We start from the raw sequence: 19,461 nt of genomic DNA, 5'->3' as shown, positions 1-19,461 counted from the left end.
CCGCCCGCCCCCTCCTCCACCACTCCGCTCCGACGCCAGAAGGACTCCCTGACGTGATCGACATCCTCCCGCGACGACTCCTCGTCGGCGCGCTCTTCTCGGTCGCCCTGGTGATCGTCCTCGGGATGGGGTACATCTTCTCGACCCGGGAGCCGGGCACCGGCCTCCTGGTGATCGCCGCCGGAGTCGGCGGCATCGTCGGGGCCTACGTGCTGCTGCGGGTCCCCGCGCACTGGCTGCCGGCGATGGCGCTCGCGTTCTTCGCGCTCGTCCCGACGCCGCTGACCCCCTCGACCCTGACGTTCCGCATGACGCTCTGGGCCGTCATCCTCGTGATCTGGGCGATCCGGCGCGGGCTCGCTCCCGAGCTGTGGCGCGCCCCCGTCAAGGCGTGGACCCGCGAGCTCGTGCTCTCCCCGTGGCGGGCCGTGGTGATCCTCGCGTTCATCGCCCTCATGCTCTGGTCGGCCCTGGCGACGGTGCGCAGCTCCTACGCGACCGAGGGCGTCTCGTGGATGTTCAGCTTCGCGATCTGCGTGGGCGTGCCGATGCTCGTCTTCGACGCCCAGCGCGAGGCCGTGCTGCTGCGCAAGACGTGGGTGATCCTCTCGGGGCTGCTCGCCCTCTACGCCGCCCTCGAGCTGGTCGCGCAGAGCTCCCCGATCCTCGGTGCCGTCTACGGCGCCCTCGGCTACGAGCAGGACCAGCACTGGTCGCTCTACCGCGCCGAGATCACCTTCGGCCACCCGCTGCTCGCCGGCACCTTCCTCACGGTGGGCGCCGGTCTCGCGTTCGGCTCCTGGCTCCAGGGCTCCCGCAAGTCGGACCTGCTGCTGGGCATCCTGGCCTCGGGCGGCGTCGTCGCGACCGTCTCGCGCGGACCGATGGCGGCCATCGCCGTCGCGGTCGTCGTCGCGCTCGTCGCCGTGGGCTTCCTCAACCCGAACCGCTCGCTGCTCCGGCCCGGCTCGATCCTGATCGCCGGGCTCGTCGCGGGTGTCGGAGTCCTGAACTTCGAGCCCGTCACCGCCCGCAACAACAACCTCGACGCCTCCATCTCGGCCGGCGCCCGCGACCTCGCGGTGACCGTGTCGCTGAAGGCGGCCGAGCTCACGCACTGGCTCGGCTCCGGAGCGGCGACGTCCGGCATCAGCGGCAGGCGGTTCTCGGACGTCGTCATCGAGAACTCGTTCCTGCAGCTGCTGATCAGCGTCGGCATCCCCGGCCTGCTGCTCTTCGTGATCATGGTGGCCGCGATGTTCGGCGCCACGCTCAGCCGTCGCGACGTCGGTCCTGCGGCGGGCCTGCTCGGCTTCATGGTCTGCCTCGCCGGCTACAACGCCATCGACGCGGTCCGCCCCAGCCACCTGCTCCTGGGATTCCTCGTCATCATCTGCCTCAACCCGGTGCACGTCCCCGACTTCTCGAAGGGCATCCGGATGCGCCAGCCCCTCGGGGCGCGGATCTTCGACGCGCCGATGGCCGTCGGGATGCGGGGCGAGCGATGAGCCGCCTCGCCCGCAGGAACGACTCGTCGCCGGCCGCGCTCGTCGTCCAGCAGTCGCTCGCGCCGCCGGACTCGACCACGCAGTACGTCGACTCGATCGTCGACGGCCTCGCGCCCGGCGTCGAGCTGCTGTTCTTCTCCTGGCGCAGCGCCCTGCTCGCCGACTACGACGTGCTGCACGTGCACTGGCCCGAGCTGATGATCCGCGGCCGCAGCCCGCTGCACCGCTTCCTGCGCCGCCGCGCCCTCGACGTGCTGCTGGTGCGCCTCGCGCTCCAGCGCATCCCGCTCGTGCGCACGGTGCACAACCTGCACCCGCACGAGCTCGGTCCCGCCGCCGAGCGCCGCTCCCTGGCCCGGATCGACCGCGCGACCGACCTGTTCGTCCGCCTGAACCCCACGACCGTCACTCCCGGCCGGGCGCCCGCCGTCACGGTGCTGCACGGCCACTACCGCGACCAGTTCGCGCAGCACCCGCTGCCCGAGCGCGAGCACGGCCGCGTCCTCTACTTCGGCATCATCCGCCCCTACAAGGGCGTCGTCGAGCTGATGGACGTCTTCCGCGGCGTGGAGGACGACTCCCTCTCCCTGCACGTGGTCGGCAGCCCCAGCACGGGCCAGCGCGAGCTGGTCGAGGAGCGGGCCGCCCGCGACACCCGGGTGCGCACCACGCTCCGCCGGGTCGACGACGCCGAGATGGTCGACGAGATCGGCCGGGCCGAGCTGATCGTCCTGCCCTACCGCGAGATGCACAACTCCGGCTCGATCCTGGTCGCCCTCTCGCTCGGCCGGCCGATCCTGGTACCGCGCACGCCCACCAACACGGCCCTGGCCGAGGAGGTCGGCAGCGACTGGGTGATCGAGTACGACGGCGATCTCACGCCCGAGCTGATCACCTCCGCGCTCGAGCGCACGCGCACCCGTCCGCCGGAGGGGCTCCCCGCCCTCTCCGGTCGCGACTGGGACGTGCTCGGACTCCAGCTCAAGAAGGCCTACGAGGGCGCGATCGCCACCAAGAAGGGCTCGACCCGATGACCGGGACCACGCAGAAGCCGTCTCCGAGCCTCGGCCGCTCCGCGAGCCGCGGCGCCGCCGTCACGATCGGCGGGCAGGCGATCCGCATCGCCGTCCAGCTGGGCAGCATCGTCGTCCTCGCGCGCCTGCTCGCGCCGGCCGACTACGGCCTGCTCGCGATGGTCACGGCGATCATCGGCATCGGCGAGATCTTCCGCGACTTCGGCCTCTCCTCCGCCGCCATCCAGGCGAAGGAGATCACACCGGGCCAGAAGAGCAACCTGTTCTGGATGAACGCGGGCATCGGCCTCACCCTCACCCTGCTGGTCATCGCCGCCTCCTGGCCGATCGCCGCCCTCTACGGCGACGACAGGCTCCAGCTGCTGACCGTCGTGCTCTCCTCGACGTTCCTCCTCAACGGGATCTCGACGCAGTTCCGCGCCGACCTCGCCCGGCACCTCCGCTTCGTGAAGCTCACCCTGGTCGACATCGTCGGCCAGGTGCTGGGCCTCGTGGTCGGCGTGCTGATGGCGCTCGGCGGCGCCGGCTACTGGGCGCTGGCCGCGAGCCAGGTCGTGCAGCCGCTCATCGGCGTGCTGATGCTGGTCTTCATCACGGGCTGGCGTCCCGGCCGCTACCGCCGCGGCGAGGCGATGGGCCACTTCCTCCGCTACGGAGGCGGCGTCTTCGCGACCCAGGCGCTGACCTACGCGAGCAAGAACGTCGACTCCGTCATCATCGGCGCGCGCTTCGGCCCGGTCGACCTGGGCCTCTACAACCGCGCGTTCCAGCTGATGATGCTGCCGCTGCAGCAGCTGAACGCCCCGGCGCAGCGCGTCGCCCTGCCCGTGCTCTCCAAGCTGCAGGACGAGCGCGAGCGGTTCCGCACGTTCATCCTCTTCGGCCAGTCGGCGATGCTGACGGTGATGGGCCTCGTGCTCGCCGTCCTCGGCTCCCAGTCCGACTCGGTCATCCGGATCCTGCTGGGGGAGCGCTGGCTCGCCTCGGTCCCGATCTTCCAGATCCTGCTCGTGGCCGGGTTCTTCCAGGCCACGGCGTACTGCTCCTGGTGGGTGTTCCTCTCCAAAGGCCTCGTGCGCCAGAGCGTCTGGTACAGCCTGGCGACCCGCCCGCTGATGGTCGTCCTGATCCTGCTCGGCTCCAACTGGGGAGTGACGGGCGTCGCGGTCGCGTACGCCGGCTCGCTCGCCCTCACCTGGCCGATCGCGCTGATCTGGATCGGCCGCACCTCCGACGCCCCCGCCCGCGAGATGTTCACCAACGGCCTCCGCAGCGGCATCGCGTTCGGCTCGATCATGGTCGGCTCCTCCTTCTCCACCGTCTGGATCGCCGCCGACCAGCCCGTCCTCCGCCTCCTCGTGGGCGGTGCCGCCGTCCTGGTCGGGGTCGGGCTCTGGATGCTGATCCTCCCCGCGTTCCGCCGCCAGATCCTCGGCCTCGCCGACCTGCGCCGCCACTTCCGCCGCAGCCGCCCGGCCGCCGCTCCCGCCCCGGCCACGGTCGACGCCACCAGCCCCACCGGTGACAGCGCGCTGGTCGACGGAGCCGTCACGGCCGGCACCCCCGACTCCGAGCGGCCTCCCGCCGCCGTTCCCCCCACCGAAAGAGATCGATGAAACTCAAGCTCGGCGTCGTCAAGTCCTGGAAGAAGGACTTCGTCACGACGACCCGCCTGCCCGCCCGACGCGACGCGGCGGTGCTCCGCGCCGCCCTCGCGGACCTCCGACCCGAGCCCGAGTCTCACCTCGTGATCGCCGCTCCCGGCAGCGGCAACATCGGCGACCAGGCCATGCTGGAGGCGTTCCTCGAGAACACCACCGGCCCCGTCGTGGTCGTCCAGCGCTACGCCGGCGACGTCGTGATCCCCGAGGAGCAGGCCGACCGGGTCGAGGTCGTCGAGCTCCCGCACCTGGTCTACGGAGTGGGCGACGCGCACGCCGCCGATCTCCGCGCCTACGCCGCGCTGATCCGCCGCGCCCGCTCGGTCTCGGTCGTCGGCGCCGACATGATGGACGGCAAGTACAGCCTCCGCGGCTCGGTCCGCCGCTCCCTGCTCGCGCAGGCCGCCGCCGAGGCAGGGGTGCCCACGCGCGTCCTCGGCTTCTCCTGGAACGCGGCGGCCCGCCTCGCCGCCCGCCGCTCCCTGATCGCCGCCTCCCGCGCCGGCGTCGTCCCGATGCTCCGCGACCCGCTCTCGGCGGAGCGCGCCCGGAGCATCGGCGTGCAGCGCGTCGAGGAGGTCACCGACATCGTCTTCTCGGCGCGCACCCGCGACCGCAGCTTCCGCGAGGATCTGGGACTGCCCGAGGGCGTCCCCTTCGCGCTCGTGAACGCGAGCGCCCTCGTCGCCGGCATGGTCGACCAGGTGCCGGAGTACGAGCGCATCGTCGACCGCCTGCGCGCGGCCGGCGTTCACGTCGTGCTCCTCCCGCACGTCTCCCGCCCCATCGGCGACGACAAGGTGGCCGTCCGCGCGGTCGCCGAGCGCGTGGGATCCGAGGGCGTCACCGTCGTCGACCGCGTGCTCATGCCCGCCGAGATCCGCGGCCTCGCCGAGGACGCCCTGCTGACCGTCACCGGGCGGATGCACCTCGCGATCATGTCGCTCTCGCTCGGCGTCCCCGCGATCACCCTCGCCACCCAGGGCAAGGTCGAGGGCATCATGCGCCTCATCGGCCTGCCGCAGCTGTGCGTCGAGCCGGTCCCCGGCTTCGCCGACCGCGTCCTCCCGGTGATCGACCGCATCCTCGCCGAGCCGGGCGACGGCGGCGTGCGCGCCACCATCGACGCGGCCATGCCCGAGGTGCGCCGCCTCTCGGCGCTCAACACCCGCGGCCTCGGCGCGGAGGTCGTGCGATGAGCGCGGCGCAGGAGAAGGGATCGCGCATGCGGATCATGTTCGTCGTCACGTCGCTGCACGGCGGCGGGGCCGAGTTCGTCGCCCGCACCTGGATGGGCTGGCTCCTCGAGCAGGGCCACCACGTCGACGTCGTCACCACCTCGGTGAAGGGCACCGACGAGTACCTCCCCGAGGGCGCGGTGCTGCACCGCATCGGCGAGGGCAAGGGCCACGTCGGCAAGGCGCGGATGCTCAAGGAGCTGTTCCGCCGCCGCACCCCCGACGTCGCGGTCGCCCTGCAGGGCTACCCGAACATCGTGCTCCTGGCCTCGGCCGAGATGACCGCGAAGGCGGACCGCCCGAAGACCATCGTGAGCGAGCGCAACCTCGTCTCGCTCGGCATCCCGGGCTTCTCGAGGACCCAGAAGGTGCAGCTCGGGCTCGCCAAGACGCTCTACCGCCGCGCCGACCACGTCATCGCGATCTCGCACCCCGTCGCGGGCGAGCTCGTCGCCGGTTTCGGCGTCTCGGGCGAGCGCTGCACCGTCGTGCCGAATCCGGCGACCGCCAAGGTCGACCGCTCCCGCCAGGTCTCGCGCACCCCCGGCACCGCGGCGGGCCTGCAGATCGTGCTGCCCTGCCGCCTCGTCGTCCAGAAGCGTCCCGAGCTCGCGATCCTCGCGGCCGAGGAGCTGGAGCGCCGCGGCATCCCCGCGAAGGTCGTCTCCTTCGGCGGCGGCCCGCTGCTCGGCAGCATGAAGGCGGAGGCGACCGCGCGCGGCGTGGACTTCCAGGACATGGGCTGGGTCGAGGACTGGTTCCACCACTTCGACGAGAACGCCGTCGTGCTGCTCCCGTCGCTGCGCGAGGGCTTCGGCAACGTGCTGGTCGAGGCGGCCGCCGCCGGCGTCCCCTCGGTCGCCGTGTCCGGGGCGCTCGGAGTCGCGGACGCGATCGTCCCCGGCCTGACCGGCGAGCTCGCGCTCACCCCCTCCGCCTCCGACCTCGCCGACGCGCTGATCCGCGCGAGCGAGCTCGAGATCACCGGCATCGACCGCTGGCTCGACCGCTTCTCGCTGGAGTCCAGCGGCCGCGACCTCGAGACGGTGCTCCGCCGGGTCGTGGGGCAGAAGTGACCCTCGTCTCGGTGGTGGTCCCGGCGCACCAGGAGGAGGCGCACCTCGCCTCCGCCCTGGAGCGCCTGCTGCGGCAGACCCACGCCGAGCTCGAGATCCTCGTGGTCGACGACGCCTCGACCGACGGGACCGAGGCGATCGGCCGCGCGTTCGCCGAGGAGCACGAGCGGATCCGCTACCTCCGCCAGGACGAGAACCAGGGCGTCGCCGCCGCTCGCGAGCGCGCCGTCGGCGAGGCCGCCGGCGAGTGGGTCTGGCTGGTCGACGCCGACGACGAGTGGCCGGAGACCGCGGTCGAGGCCATGCTCTCGGCGGGGGAGGCGGGCCGCGCCGACGTGGTGGTCGCCCAGGCGGTCGCGGTCGACGCCACCGGATCCACGCCCGTCGGCTCCCTGCGCGGCCCGCTCGCGCTCTCGGGCCGGGGCGCCTTCACCGCGCTCCTGGTCGGGGAGCTGACCGGGCACCTCTGGAACAAGCTGTTCCGCCGCGAGCTGTTCGACGTCATCGAGTTCACGCGGATCCGCCAGCACTCGGACCAGGCGCAGGTCGCGCAGCTGCTCGCCGCGGCCGACGAGGTCGTCGTCGTCCCCGACTCCGTCTACGAGTACCGCCTCCGCTCCGGCTCGATCATCCGCTCGGGCGCGAAGCGCGCCGACTCGCTCGCCGGGCTCGCCGCCGTGATCGAGCGGACGGCCCGCGGGCTCGACCCGCGCATCCTCGACTCGCAGGACTACTCCTACTACCGCGCGCGCTTCTCCCTGCTCTCCCGCTTCAAGGACGCCACCTCGGGCGCGCACAGCCCCGAGGAGGCGGACCGGCTCTGGCGGGCCGCGCACGACGAGGCGGGACTCCGGCACCTGGTCGCGCTCGTGCGCCGGCGCGACCTCAAGCGCTCCGTCCTCTTCGGGCTCGCCGCCGCGGCGCCCGCGCTCTACCGAGCGGCGATGAGCGCCGGGAACGGACGCCGGTGACCGTCGTCTCCATGGTGAGCGGAGAGGCCGGAGTGCGCTTCCCGGCAATCGAGTCCTCGTCACTATTCCGTCGAATGTGCGGCGCGGACGATACACCCTTAGTCTTGATCCTCGGTCGCATTCTGCGACCGAGCCTGCGTCCTTCTCTGAGCCTTGTTCACCTCGGATGGAATTCACGAGCGGTACGACCGGGCACAAGGGGGAGAGAATGAAGCTGCTGAAGCCTGCGGGCGGGGCCCGACGCGAATGGGTGGATTTCGCCAAGGGTGCCGCCATCCTGATGGTCGTGTACTACCACACGTCGTTGTACCTCGGCGACATCGGGGTCGAGAACACTCTCGGCCGCATCAAGGTCGTGTTCGAGCTCTTCCCGATGCCCCTCTTCTTCCTGGTGTCCGGCCTCTTCGGCTCGCGCATCCGCACCTGGAGCTTCCCCGACCTCTGGCGTCGCAGGCTTTACCCGCTGCTCTGGCTCTACGTGGTCTGGTCCGTGATCCGCATGGCCTTCTACCTGGTCGTGCCGCTCGCGAACGGCGGACTCGGCGAGCTCCCCGCGACCGACCCGCTCAACCTGCTCCTGCTGTTCTTCTGGCCCAGCAGCAGCTACTGGTTCATCTACGGCCTCGTCCTCTTCACGCTCGGCGCGTGGCTCCTGCGCAAGGTCGACCACCGTGTGCAGGTCGCCCTCGCCGCGGTGATGGGGACGATGTTCACCACCGGTCTCCTCAACACGACCAACGTGGGCTGGAATCGCATCGGCGCCCTGTTCGTCTTCTTCCTGGTGGGCACGCTCTACTCGAAGAGGATCATCGACTTCGTCGAGCAGAAGGGGAGCCGCGCGTTCCTCTACGTCACTCCGGTCTTCGTCGTGCTGAGCGCGGTGCTCTTCCTCTTCCCGATCCGCTGGGTTCCGTTCCTCGCCCTCGCCGGCCAGATGGCCGCCGTCGCGATGGGCATCCTCGTGTCGCGGGCCCTCTCCCGAGTGCGATTCCTGAACTTCTTCACGATCTGCGGCGAGCGCAGCCTGCACATCTACCTGCTGCACCTCTACTTCATCGTGATCGCCATCACGATCCTGCGGGTGATCCTCCCCGAGGACCGCTCCGAGATCGGCGGCTTCGAGGTGCCGCTGCTGCTGGTCGTGATGGTGCTCGCGGTCGTCCTCTCGCTCTTCGTGACCCGCTACCTCTCGAAGGTCAAGTGGATCTACGTCCCCCCGGCCGCCCTCGGCGGCCCCGGCAAGCGGCGCAAGCCCGTGCCCGTCCCTGCGCGCGGCCCCGGAGTCGTCTCCGATCCCGTCGCGGTCCCGGCCGATGAGCCCGGCACCTCCCCCAGTTACGAGAAGAAGAGAGCGGAGTCCTACGAGTGAAGACGACACGAGCACGCAGAGCCGGAGTCCTGGCGGCCGTCGTGGCCGTCGCCCTCGGGCTGGCCGGCTGCTCCTCGCAGCCCGAGCCCGTCCGCACGCCCGACGGCTTCACGACGGAGAAGGCGATCGAGTACCGCTCGGTCGACGGCGTCTCGCTGAAGGCCGACGCCTGCCTCCCCACCGCGGGCGGCACCGACCGCCCCGCGCTGCTGATGCTGCACGGCGGAGGGTTCGTCGACGGCGCCCGCGACGAGGGCGGGATGACCGAGCTCTGCGAGTACTACGCCGAGCGCGGCTTCGTCTCGGTCTCCGTCGACTACCGCCTCCTCCAGGACAGCCGGTACCCCGGGCAGATCGAGGACGCGCAGGCCGCCGTGGAGTGGCTGCGCGAGCCCGCGCAGGTCACGCGCTTCGGCCTCGACCCCGCCCGCATCGGCGTGATGGGCAGCTCCGCCGGAGCGATCATCGGAGCGACCATGGGCACGCTCGGCGAGGGCTCCCTCACCGAGGGCTCGCGGGTCAAGACGGTCGTCGCCTTCTCGGCGGTCGCCGACATGACCGAGACCGGGATGTCGCTGGGCACGCCGGTGCCCGAGGCGAAGGAGCAGATCCTCTCCTACCTGGACTGCGACGAGATCGACTCGACGACCTGCCCGCAGAGCATCCCCGCGTCGCCGATCACCTCGGTCGACTCCACGGACGCCCCGCAGATCTGGCTGACCTCCGAGGACGAGCTCGTCCCGGTCGAGCAGGCCGACGCGATGCAGGTCGCCCTGCAGGACGCCGGAGTGGCGTCCGAGGTCGGCGTGGACGGCTCCGGCCACCACGGGCTCCAGAACAACACCCCGAACAACAAGAAGGCGATCCTCGCCTTCCTGCAGGCACACCTCTGATCCACCGCTCCCGCGCGAAACCTCGCGGCCGGTTCCGCGCAACGCGGACGACACATCACGACGCTACAGTCAGACCCCCTGCACTCCGGTGCAGTCGACGAAAGGGACACCACACACCATGACCTTGAACGGACTGTTCGCCGGCATCGGCCGGAGGTGGGTCTACATCGTCGCCTTCGCTCTGCTCGGCGCCGTGGCGGCCCTGGTACTCAACGCCGTCCTCCTCCCGCAGTACAAGGCGGACGCACGCGTGTACGTCGCGGTCTCCTCGTCCGGAGTCCTCTCGACCGCGGACCGGGTCGCGGCCAACAGCGCCGCCTCCCAGGCCACGGTCACCTCCGTCGCCCTCGGCACCTCGGACACCGTCCTGCAGGGCGTCATCGACGGCCTCGGCATCGACGAGCCCATCGAGGACTTCGCCAAGCGCGTGACCGTCCTCGCCGAGCCGGAGTCCGTGGTCATCACGATCTCGGCCACCGACCCCTCGCCCGAGCAGGCCGCGGTCATCGCGAACGCGATCGCCGCCCAGCTCGACGCGGCCGTGAAGGGCGCCGATCCGGCGACCACCACGAACGGCGTCGCCGTCCCGCAGATCCAGCTCCAGGTGCTCAGCCAGGCGCTCCCGCCGGAGCTGCCGGTCACCGGTGGCATCCTCGTCCTGCTCGCGCTCGGCATCCTCGGCGGCGCCGTGGTCGGCGTGGGAGTGGCGATCGTGATGACCGCCCTCGACCGCCGCCTCCGCAGCGGCGACGACGTCCGCTCCGCGATCGACCGGCCGCTGCTGGGCATCGTCCCGGTCAAGGCCACCAAGCTCGACGAGATGCTGAACTCGACCGAGATCCCGGCCCGCTACTCGGCCGTGGCGTTCGAGCTCTCCGCCATCGCGCGCACCCGCTCGTACTCCTCCTTCGCGATCGCCCCGGCGTCCGAGAAGACCCCGCACACCGCCAGCGCGGTGCTGCTCGCCAAGGCGCTGGCCGTGCTCGGCTCGTCCGTCGTGATCGTGGACGGCACCGCCGAGGGCTCGGCTCTCGCTTCCGCCTCGGGCGGACGCCCGGGCCTGCGCGAGGTGCTCGCCGGAGCCGCCTCGCTCGACGACGCGATCATCAAGCGCTCGACCGACCGCGTCGACCTGCTCCCCGCGGGCGGCGCCCAGGCCGGCACGCCGATGCCGACCGACGCCCTCCGCGCGCTGGTCGAGGAGCTCGAGAAGGTCTACGACATCGTCCTGATCGTCACCGGCACCCTCGGCGCGACCGAGCAGTCGCCGACCTTCCGCGGCGTTGCCGACGGAGCCGTCCTCGTCCTGATCGAGGGCAAGGTCGACTCGCCCCAGGCCGCCGCCGACGTGCACTGGATCGAGACCGCCGGCACCCCCGTGGTCGGCGCGGTCGTCCTGGCCCGCCACAAGCTGCAGAAGGCCCCCGCGATCGTCTGATCGCGTCCTCGCACGCTGCGGAAGAGCGCACCCCGGCCCCGGCCGCGGTGCGCTCTTCCGCGTCCGGGGACTGCGCCGCTTGTCCGGGGCAGGCCCGTGCGGGCTCTGCGAGGCCTGGCCGGCGCGTCCGCCCTCCCAGCCTCTCCAACGCCCGCCGTGGCCGGACCGGACCCTTCTCCGTCCCCCGCGAGCCCGCTCACCCCGCGAGTCCGCACGAGTCGCGGTAGTCGCGCGCGAGCACGCCGACTTCCGCGGACTCAAGAGGAGGCGGCGTCCCCGTCCTAGGCCAGCGGGCTCTCCGGGGCGGGCCCGTGCGGGCTCTCCAGGGCATGGCCGGCCCCTCCGGACCTCCTCCGGCCTCTCCAGCGCCCGCCGTGGCCGGACCAGGTGCCTCACCGGCTCCCGGGAGCCCGCTGAGACCGCGAGGCCGCAGAAGTCGCGGTACCCGCGCGCGACTCCGCCCACTTCTGCGTGCTGGAGAGGCGCGGGCGCGTCAGCCGGGCTCTGATCACGTCACCGTCCGACCGGCCCACTCCTGCGGCCCCGGAGACGCCGAGCGCCCGCCCGCGCCCTCGCGAGTCCGCGGTGGTCGCGGTCGTCGCGCGCGACTCCGCCGACTCCCGCGTGGTCGGCGGGAGGCGGGCACACGCAGAACCGCCGCCGTCGAGGGGACGACGGCGGCGGTTCTGCGCGCGGGGAGCGGATCAGGTCACGGCGTGCAGGCCACGTTCCCGATCAGGTCCTTCCCGGAGTTGGAGCAGCTCAGCGTGTTTCCGCTGGTGGACCAGTTGGACGGCTGGTGGAGGTAGACCACCGCGTTGCTGGTCTTCAGCGCGAGGTTGCCGCTGATGGTGTTGTCGTTGCCCGAGCCGTCGGCGCGGGTGATCACCTGGTAGCCGTAGGTGGTGGTGCCCGCGGCGGAGTTGCCCGCGGCCAGCCAGCTGTTACCCGAGACCAGGATCAGCGAGACGACGTCCGAGGCGAGCCGCGATCCGCCGAGGACCGTGTTCCCGATGATGTCGCCGTCGAGGGTGCCCTCCTTGGCCTCGATCGGCTCGGCGCCGGTGTCGCTGATCGCGTTGTCGACGACCGCGATGCGGGCCGTGCGGTCAGGGTTGCAGCTGTTGTACTCGCACCAGTTGCGGTCGGAGGTGCCGACGTAGACGCCCTCGCCGTACTTGGCGGAGACGATGCCGGTGCGGCGGATGGTGCTGCCGACGATCAGGGAGTCGGTGGTCTGGCTGCGGAAGTGGACCGCTTCGTAGCCGATCTCGCTCACCGTCAGGCCGGCCATCTGGACGCCCTTGCTGGCGAGCACCTGGATGCCCTGGAAGGAGCTGCGGACCGAGAAGCCCACGAGGTGCACGTCGCTCACCGTGTTCAGGATGAGCGCGGTGCCGCTCGAGGTGGATCCGGAGGTGAGGACCGCGTTGGGCGAGCCGCAGATCCAGATCGACCCGGGCTGGGCGGCGGTGCCGCGGAGGGCGAACTTGCCGGTGTAGACGCCGTCGGCCAGGCGGATGACGTCGCCGGAGGAGGGGTTGGTCAGGGCCGTGACGAGCTGCGCCGAGGTCGACACCGTCTTGGTGGCGGCGGGGCAGTCGAAGGCCGCGAGCAGCGAGGCCCGGGAGGCGAGGATGTCGGCCGAGGTGGTGGCCGACTCCTTCAGCCGCGAGTCGCGGCCGGCGTCGTCGGTCGCCGTGACGGTGTACGTGTAGGCGCGTCCCGCCTCGGCGGTCTCGTCGCGGTACTGGCGCACCGGGTCGGCGACGGTGCCGACGACCGTGTCGCCGGAGCCGTCCTCGTTCGAGCGGTGCACGTCGTACGAGACGACCCGCGAGCTGAAGGGCGCGTCCCAGGCGACGGTGTAGCCGTCGGTCAGGGGGGAGAGCTCCACGGCGTCGGTCGCGAGGCCGTCCTCGGCGAGGACGAACGCGTCGATGATCAGGTTCTTGTCGGTCGACTTGGAGTTCTTCGTCCCCGTGTAGGAGATGGTCACGGTGTGCGTGCCCTCGGCGAGGTCGGTCGTCTCGTAGACCGGCACCTGGTACTGCGCGGTCGAGCTGTAGCGGTCGACCTTGGTGACGGGTCCGCCGTCGACCGAGACCGCGGCGATGCCGGAGGAGGAGGTCTTCCGGCTGATCCAGCGCCACGACGTGCCGACGAAGGTGAACTTCACCGATCCGGCGGAGGTCAGGTACTTCATCCCGCCGCCGCTGTCGCCGCCCGCCATCGATCTCCACGAGCCGGTGTACTGCAGCGCGGGGTCGGTCTCCTGCACGAGGAGGCTGGTCGCTCCGGAAGGATCGAGCACGGGGCCGTCGTCCTCGCCGCCGCCGGTCTCGTCGGTCGGCTCCTCGGTGGCGGGAGTCGCGCGGGTGATGTCGAACGCGTCGATGACCAGGTTCTTGTCGCTCGCGGAGCTGTTGGCCGTGCCGCTCCAGGCGATCTTGACCGTGTGGACGGTGTCGGCGAGGTCCTTCTTCGTGAACACCGGGACCTGGTACGCCGTGGTCTTCGTGTACCGGTCGACCGAGGTGCTCGCGCCGTCGACCGTGACGGTGGCGATGCCGGCGGAGGCGGTGGTGCGGCTGACCCAGCTGAAGCCGGTGCCGCGGAAGCTGAACGAGACGGAGCCGGTGCTGTTGAGGAACGTGATCCCGCCGCCGCTGTCGCCGCCCGTCATCGTGCGCCACGAGCCGCTGTAGGTCAGCGAGGAGTTCGTCTCCTGGATCCGCGTGCTCTGCCCGGCGCCCGGGTCGAGAGTGGCCGCGGAGGCGGCGGGCGCCGTGAGGGGGGCGACCAGGATGCCGAGAGCGGCGATCAGTGCGGTGGTGAGGGAGAGGCGTGCGCGTCGTCGGCGAGGGCGGGTCGGGTCTGGCGTGGTCTGAGGATTCACGATCGGCTCCGGGTCTTCGAGGGGGCGTCGGGGGCGGTTCGAGGGGGCTGCTCAAGGGGGTGGTGCTGGTCCTCCCGACGCTATAGACGGGCCTTGCGACTGATGGCTGGATGAGACGGATTCAGGTTGTAGTACCCCATTCGGGCGTGGTGGTCGGGCTTATATCAGCGATTCCGCTGAAGGACTGGCGGACCGCCGCGTATGCGTGTATACGGAACGGTCACACGCGCTGTCGACGACGGATCGGAGGGCGGATGTCGGATCGGGAGGGGACTCCGGGAATGCCCGTCCGCGGAATGGACGAGGGGGAGTGCTGCTCGGTCGAGGAACGGCGACCCTACCCGGCGACTCTGGACACGGCCCCGGGCCGGGCCGCTGGGCGAGAGAATTGACCGGGCGTTCACCGGGCCGACCCCTCGCCGAAACACTGCGATGATGGGCTCTCCACTGGTGATCGCCGTCGCACCCGCGTCGCGGATCACCCGCCGCGGGCGAGCGGCGGTCCCGACGAGAGGGAGGACGCGATGGACACGGCCACGACCGCGACCGGCGACCGCCCGTCCACCCCGCCGTCCCGGGAGCGCCCGAGGCGCCCCCGGGTCCGCGCTCGCACCGTGATCGGACGGCTCCTGCTCGTCCCCCTCGTGGTGCTCGCCCTCTTCGGCGCCGGGATCCCGCTCTACGTCACGCCCCCGATCGACCCGATCCCTGAGCAGGCGGACGCGGTCTTCGTGCTGGGCCCCTCCACGAGGGCACGAGTCGAGTTCGCCCGCCGGATCATCACCTCCGGGGCGACGGACACGATGGTGCTCTCGGTCGGCCCCGGCGAGATGAACGCTCCCTACGAGGCCAAGAAGTACAAGAAGTGCAACGAGCCCGGCGGCGACGTCCTCTGCTACTCCGCCGACCCGCTCACGACCCAGGGAGAGGCCCGGCAGCTGCGCGACATGGCCGAGCAGTACGGCTGGGACCACGTCATCGTGATCACCAACGCCTCCCACCTCGTGCGCGCCGAGATGATCATCGAGCGCTGCTACTCCGGCGAGCTCTCGATGGTGCCCTCGGGCGAGCCGATGGGCCTGGACTACCTGGTGAACCAGTACGTCTACCAGACCGGCGCGTTCCTCAAGGCCTTCCTGGTCACCAACGGCTGTTGACGCGAGCACTCCTCCTCGAGCCGCCGAGCCCGCCTGCGCTAGTCTGCCCGGGGCGCCATCGGCCCCGAGCCCGCTCCTGCGGAGCCCGGCCGGCCCGGCCCACGACGGCAGCGCGGCAGGAGGATCGACCGGGGAGACCCGCGACGCTCCCCGCTCCGCACCGGTCACCCCCACGCGAACCCCTCCGAAAGGCCCGCCCGTGACACCTGCCCGATCGATCTTCGCCGTCGGCCGCGGCCAGTACGAGAACATCGGCGACATCATCCTGCGTCGCCAGCTCCTCGACTGGCTCCGCGAGTCGGGTCCGCTCCACGTCTACGTGGGCCACTCGCCGTGGGGCTACGACGACGGCCTGCGCCTGGGCCCGGACGACACGGTGTACCGCTCGCTCCTGCGCTGGTACGCGGCGCTCGCCCGCGAGGCCCTCGCCGGCCGGGCGAACTCGGTGTTCAAGCCGGGAGAGATCCAGCTGACCCTGATCGGGATGAAGGAGCACCTCGTGATGCTCCCGGGCATCGCCCTCGTGCGCCTCGGCGGCGGCCGCGTGATCCGCGCCGGCGTGGGCACCCGCAACTTCGCCCCGCTGCCCCGCGCGATCATGTGGCCCTCGATGGCGCTCTCGAGCTACACCCGCTGGCGCGACGACAAGACGGCCGGCTACATGCGCGTCGGCGCCGCCATGCCCGACCTCGGCTACGGCGAGGGCTCGAACGACGCGGAGCTGACCGCGTTCGCCGCGCAGCCCGACGAGGAGCGGCGCGTTCTGGTCCTCTCCCTCCGCGAGGACCACGAGGTGGACGCCCGCCCCTACCCCGAGCAGGAGTGGCTGGCCGCGATCAAGGGCTTCGCCGAGCGCGAGGACCTCGACATCGTCGTCGTCACGCAGGTCGCCGTCGACGCCGAGCGCTCCCGCCGTCTCGCCGCCGACCTCGACGCGGACATCCTCGACTGGGATCCGGCGCACACCCACGACGAGCACGAGATCCTGCTGCGCGAGCTCTACCGCACGGCCCGCGTCGCGATGAGCGACCGGCTGCACGTGATCATCATGGCGTTCACCGAGGGCGCGGCCCCGGTGAGCCTGCAGATGGACGGATCGACGAAGGCCTCGCGCCACTTCGAGACCATCGGGATCCACGACGTCACGGTCGACATGTCCCGGACGACCCCGGCCGCCGGCGTCGAGACCTTCTCCGCCGTCGTCGCCCGCCGGAGCGAGCTGCTCGAGAAGCTGCTCGTCGCCCGCGGGCGCCTCCGCGGCGTCCGCGACGACATCCAGGCGCTGCTCGCCGTGCCGCCCCGCAGCCGCCCGGCCGCCGCGGCAGCCCCTGCCGGCCCGAAGACGCGGGTGTACCACGTCGGCCGCAGCGGAGAGGTCCCCGGAGGCATGACGCAGGTCGTCAACGGGTACCTGCGCTGGCCGTTCGAGCGCTCGGACGTCCGGGTGATCTCCTCCCGCACCGCTCCGGGCGAGCACGTCGCCGCGGCCCGCCTGGCCGCCGGCGCCGCCGCCCGCATCGTCGCGATCGCGCGCCGGGAGCCCGGCGCCGTGATCGTCGTCCACCTCTCGGAGCGCGGCTCGTTCCTCCGCGAGGGGTCCCTCCTCCGCCTCGCGCACCGCCTGGGCCTGCGCACGGTCGCCCACCTGCACGGCAGCGAGTTCGCCGCCTTCACCGCCGCGCACCCGCGCCTGGTGAAGGACGTGCTGCGCAGCGCGGACGAGATCATCTCGCTCTCGGAGGAGACCTCGGCGATCTGCCGCCGCTACGTCCCCGCCGAGCTCGTGCACCTCGTACCCAACGCGCTCGAGCAGGGCACCCCGCGCGAGAAGACCCGCACCGTCGTCTTCGGCGGCGTCGTCAGCCACCGCAAGGGCGTCGACGTGCTGCAGAAGGCGTGGGCGCAGGTCGAGGGCAAGGAGGGCTGGCGCCTGCTGGTCGCCGGTCCGATCCGCGAGCCGGAGGTCGTCGACCGCGGCGTCCCGGGGATCGAGTTCCTCGGCTCGCTCGAGAACGCCCGCCTGCTCGCCCTGCTCGACGAGGCGTCCATCGCCGTCCTGCCCTCGCGCGACGAGGCGATGCCGATCTTCATCCTCGAGGCACTCGCCCGCGACGCGGCCGTCGTCTCGACCGCGGTCGGTGGCATCCCCGAGGTCCTCGGCGACGGCTGCGGCCGCGTGGTCGCGCCCGGAGACGTGGAGGGCCTCGCCGCCGCGCTGACCGAGCTCATCACCGACGAGGACGCCCGGGCCGAGGTCGTCGAGAAGGCCGGGGCGCGCTTCCGTGAGCGCTTCTCCGCCGACGCCGTGTTCCCGCGGGTGGAGGAGGTCTGGCTCGGCTGAGCCGCCTGCGACTTCGCCCCGGATCGCGCCCCCGGCCCCGCTTCGGGCCTGGGCGGAGCCGCGGGAGCGTAAAATCGCTGGAGTCCGCGTCGCCGTGCCGTCGCGCGCCCAGCCGTCCGCTCCCGGACGCCTTCTCCCTCCATCCCAGAGAGGCTCGACCGTGGCCATCGCCGCCGACTCCGACCGCCGCCTGTGGACCCTGCCCCTCGCGCGCGCCGTGATCGCGGCGGTCGCCGGCTGCGTCGTCACCTTCTCGCCCGACCACGGGCCCGCCTTCGGCCTCGCCGTCTTCGGCGGCTTCGCGATCGCGACCGGCGCCGTCTCGCTCGCCCTCGGGCTCCGCAGCTGGAGCGGCCGGGCCCGCCCGCTCGCCCTCGGCTCCGCGGTGCTCACCCTGGTCGCCGGAGTCGCGGCGCTCGTCGCGCTCCCGGTCGCCAACCTGCTCTCCTTCGTCGCCCTCGTCGCCGGCTGGGCGCTGCTCTCCGGCTTCCTCGAGTTCTCGAGCGGCCGCCGCGGTCAGGGCCTCGCCGCCCGCGACTCCGTGATCGTCGGCGTCGGCACGATGCTGCTCGGCGCCGCCTTCGGACTCCTCCCGCCCCACCCCGTCGTCACCGTCGGCCTCCTCGGCGCCTACGCCGTGATGGTCGCCGTCTTCCTCGCCATCGCGGCGTTCTCGCTCAAATGGGCCGCCGGCGCCGACGCAGCCACCGGACACGATCCCGTCGCCCCCACGACACCGACCTCCGGAGGAGACCGATGACCGCCGAAGGCCAGCAGCCCGACCCCGCCTCTCCCGCCGACCGCGCCTCGGCGGCCGACTCCGCCCCGGCGCGCGACCCCGGCGAGTTCACGCCCCGCACGTTCCAGCCGACCCGCAAGGACCGCCTGCGCCCGCTCGAGCTCATCGGCTTCTCCGCGGTGATGGCGGCCTTCGTCGGCCTGGTCGTCATGCTCTCGACCCGCGAGCCGGTCGTCGCGCTCATCTCGTTCGGCGTCGCCTTCATCGTCGTGCTCGTCGCGATCGCCATGTTCTCGCTGACCTTCAAGCCGGACGAGGCCGAGATCGCGGACATCGACGAGCAGGACTCCGCACACTAGGCGAGGGACGGCTCCGCCGCTCCCAGTCGGCCGGGAGCACGCCGCGCGGGCGGATAGTCCCTTCCGCCGCGCATGCTGATGGAGCAGCCCGGAGGGCGTCTCGAGGTCCCGCCTGCGCACGCGGGCGCCGCTTCCGCGTCGGTGGTCGCGCGTAGCGTGCGGAGGGTGGCGGAGGCGATCGGGCGGTGGTGGCAGAGGCGGCGGTTCTCGCGCGGCGCCGACGTCCCCTACGCGGTCGGCACCTACCGGGAGGCCTGGGCGTCCTACCCCGTCCTGGTGCGGCAGTACCGGCCCGAGTACAACGAGGGCATCGTGCTCAGCCAGATCCCGCCCGCGGCCGACGTGTACCTGTGCTGGCTCTGCGACGCCGGACACGTCTTCGTCGCCACTCCCGAGGAGCAGCGCCACCGTCCCGGCCGGGAGCGGCGCCGCTCCTCCTGGTGCCCCGACTGCGCCGAGCTCGCCTCGCCGCGCCTGCCCCGGGCCGCGCCGATGATCGGCGGCCGGCTCGCCGAGGTGCTCGCGCCGACGGCCGCCCCCGACGACGGCTCCTTCGTCCTCCTGGCGCCGCCCGCCGTGATCGCGCGGGGGCTCCCGATGTCCGCGTCGCCCACCGGCCGCGGGTCCGCGTCACCCGCCGACCCGAGCGGATCAGCGCCCGCCGCGTCGCCGACTCCTCCGTCCGCTCGATCCACCCCTCCAGCTGCCGCCGCTCGGGCCGCGCTCCCGCCCGCCCCTCCCGCCTCCGCCGTTCCGGCCGCGGTCCCGTCCGCCGGCC

Annotated in this window: 14 protein-coding genes and 1 pseudogene; 14 read left to right on the top strand and 1 reads right to left on the bottom strand. The window is 72.2% G+C overall.

From position 1 onward, the window contains the following. The 9 genes from C5C95_RS16095 to C5C95_RS16055 form a co-directional block, all read left to right on the top strand. Window positions 1-1,508 (top strand): O-antigen ligase (locus tag C5C95_RS16095; RefSeq protein ID WP_219814772.1); only part of this gene is annotated, 1,508 nt, incomplete at its 5' end. Further along, entirely contained in the window at window positions 1,505-2,542 is a 1,038-nt protein-coding gene (locus tag C5C95_RS16090; RefSeq protein ID WP_104324847.1) for a glycosyltransferase, read from the top strand. The genes C5C95_RS16095 and C5C95_RS16090, both read left to right, overlap by 4 nt. Next, complete coding sequence (locus C5C95_RS16085) at window positions 2,539-4,158, top strand: lipopolysaccharide biosynthesis protein (protein WP_104324846.1); 1,620 nt, start codon at window positions 2,539-2,541, stop codon at window positions 4,156-4,158. Before C5C95_RS16090 ends, C5C95_RS16085 begins: the two co-directional genes overlap by 4 nt. After that, on the top strand, window positions 4,155-5,402 hold the full coding sequence (locus C5C95_RS16080) for a polysaccharide pyruvyl transferase family protein (protein WP_104324845.1): 1,248 nt from the start codon (window positions 4,155-4,157) through the stop codon (window positions 5,400-5,402). The genes C5C95_RS16085 and C5C95_RS16080 overlap by 4 nt, the downstream gene beginning before the upstream one ends. Continuing rightward, entirely contained in the window at window positions 5,399-6,517 is a 1,119-nt protein-coding gene (locus C5C95_RS16075) for a glycosyltransferase (protein ID WP_104324844.1), read from the top strand. The genes C5C95_RS16080 and C5C95_RS16075 overlap by 4 nt, the downstream gene beginning before the upstream one ends. Further along, window positions 6,514-7,488, top strand: a complete 975-nt coding sequence (locus C5C95_RS16070; protein ID WP_104324843.1) for a glycosyltransferase family 2 protein — start codon at window positions 6,514-6,516, stop codon at window positions 7,486-7,488. The genes C5C95_RS16075 and C5C95_RS16070 overlap by 4 nt, the downstream gene beginning before the upstream one ends. Before the next feature lie 208 nt (window positions 7,489-7,696). After that, the gene (locus tag C5C95_RS16065) at window positions 7,697-8,857 is read left to right on the top strand and encodes an acyltransferase family protein (protein ID WP_181125737.1); all 1,161 of its coding nucleotides are present in this window, start codon (window positions 7,697-7,699) and stop codon (window positions 8,855-8,857) included. Next, complete coding sequence (locus tag C5C95_RS16060; protein ID WP_104247646.1) at window positions 8,854-9,750, top strand: alpha/beta hydrolase; 897 nt, start codon at window positions 8,854-8,856, stop codon at window positions 9,748-9,750. Before C5C95_RS16065 ends, C5C95_RS16060 begins: the two co-directional genes overlap by 4 nt. A 118-nt stretch (window positions 9,751-9,868) precedes the next feature. Beyond that, entirely contained in the window at window positions 9,869-11,188 is a 1,320-nt protein-coding gene (locus C5C95_RS16055; RefSeq protein ID WP_104222485.1) for a Wzz/FepE/Etk N-terminal domain-containing protein, read from the top strand. Between the two features lie 709 nt (window positions 11,189-11,897). On the opposite strand, the gene C5C95_RS16050 is transcribed toward C5C95_RS16055, so the two are convergent. Next, on the bottom strand, window positions 11,898-14,087 hold the full coding sequence (locus C5C95_RS16050; RefSeq protein WP_104324841.1) for a hypothetical protein: 2,190 nt from the start codon (window positions 14,085-14,087) through the stop codon (window positions 11,898-11,900). Between the two features lie 524 nt (window positions 14,088-14,611). Here C5C95_RS16050 and C5C95_RS16045 point away from each other — a divergent pair. The 5 genes and pseudogenes from C5C95_RS16045 to C5C95_RS17915 form a co-directional block, all read left to right on the top strand. After that, window positions 14,612-15,244, top strand: coding sequence for a YdcF family protein (locus C5C95_RS16045; protein ID WP_104324840.1), 633 nt, complete (start codon window positions 14,612-14,614; stop codon window positions 15,242-15,244). A 199-nt stretch (window positions 15,245-15,443) separates the two neighbouring features. Then, window positions 15,444-17,585 carry a glycosyltransferase gene (locus C5C95_RS16040; protein WP_104324839.1) on the top strand — a complete coding sequence of 714 codons (2,142 nt, stop codon included), beginning with the start codon at window positions 15,444-15,446 and terminating at the stop codon, window positions 17,583-17,585. Between the two features lie 160 nt (window positions 17,586-17,745). Continuing rightward, window positions 17,746-18,345, top strand: a complete 600-nt coding sequence (locus C5C95_RS16035) for a DUF308 domain-containing protein (RefSeq protein WP_104225185.1) — start codon at window positions 17,746-17,748, stop codon at window positions 18,343-18,345. Continuing rightward, on the top strand, window positions 18,342-18,683 hold the full coding sequence (locus C5C95_RS17920) for a hypothetical protein (protein ID WP_258059918.1): 342 nt from the start codon (window positions 18,342-18,344) through the stop codon (window positions 18,681-18,683). Before C5C95_RS16035 ends, C5C95_RS17920 begins: the two co-directional genes overlap by 4 nt. Before the next feature lie 165 nt (window positions 18,684-18,848). Continuing rightward, window positions 18,849-19,461 (top strand): annotated as a pseudogene (locus tag C5C95_RS17915) (hypothetical protein); the annotation flags it as partial.

The sequence above is a fragment of the Rathayibacter sp. AY1B7 genome (genome assembly GCF_002932735.1).
Classification (GTDB): Bacteria; Actinomycetota; Actinomycetes; order Actinomycetales; family Microbacteriaceae; genus Rathayibacter.
The sequence above is the reverse complement of the archived record's forward strand: the minus strand, read 5'-3'. Positions and strand labels throughout refer to the sequence as shown.

What these genes read in the sequence shown, in the direction of transcription:
- C5C95_RS16080 (WP_104324845.1), top strand. Translation starts at nt 4,155, where the DNA reads ATGAAACTCAAGCTCGGCGTCGTCAAGTCCTGGAAGAAGGACTTCGTC.
- C5C95_RS16075 (WP_104324844.1), top strand. Translation starts at nt 5,399, where the DNA reads ATGAGCGCGGCGCAGGAGAAGGGATCGCGCATGCGGATCATGTTCGTC.
- C5C95_RS16055 (WP_104222485.1), top strand. Translation starts at nt 9,869, where the DNA reads ATGACCTTGAACGGACTGTTCGCCGGCATCGGCCGGAGGTGGGTCTAC.
- C5C95_RS16065 (WP_181125737.1), top strand. Translation starts at nt 7,697, where the DNA reads ATGAAGCTGCTGAAGCCTGCGGGCGGGGCCCGACGCGAATGGGTGGAT.
- C5C95_RS17920 (WP_258059918.1), top strand. Translation starts at nt 18,342, where the DNA reads ATGACCGCCGAAGGCCAGCAGCCCGACCCCGCCTCTCCCGCCGACCGC.
- C5C95_RS16090 (WP_104324847.1), top strand. Translation starts at nt 1,505, where the DNA reads ATGAGCCGCCTCGCCCGCAGGAACGACTCGTCGCCGGCCGCGCTCGTC.
- C5C95_RS16045 (WP_104324840.1), top strand. Translation starts at nt 14,612, where the DNA reads ATGGACACGGCCACGACCGCGACCGGCGACCGCCCGTCCACCCCGCCG.
- C5C95_RS16085 (WP_104324846.1), top strand. Translation starts at nt 2,539, where the DNA reads ATGACCGGGACCACGCAGAAGCCGTCTCCGAGCCTCGGCCGCTCCGCG.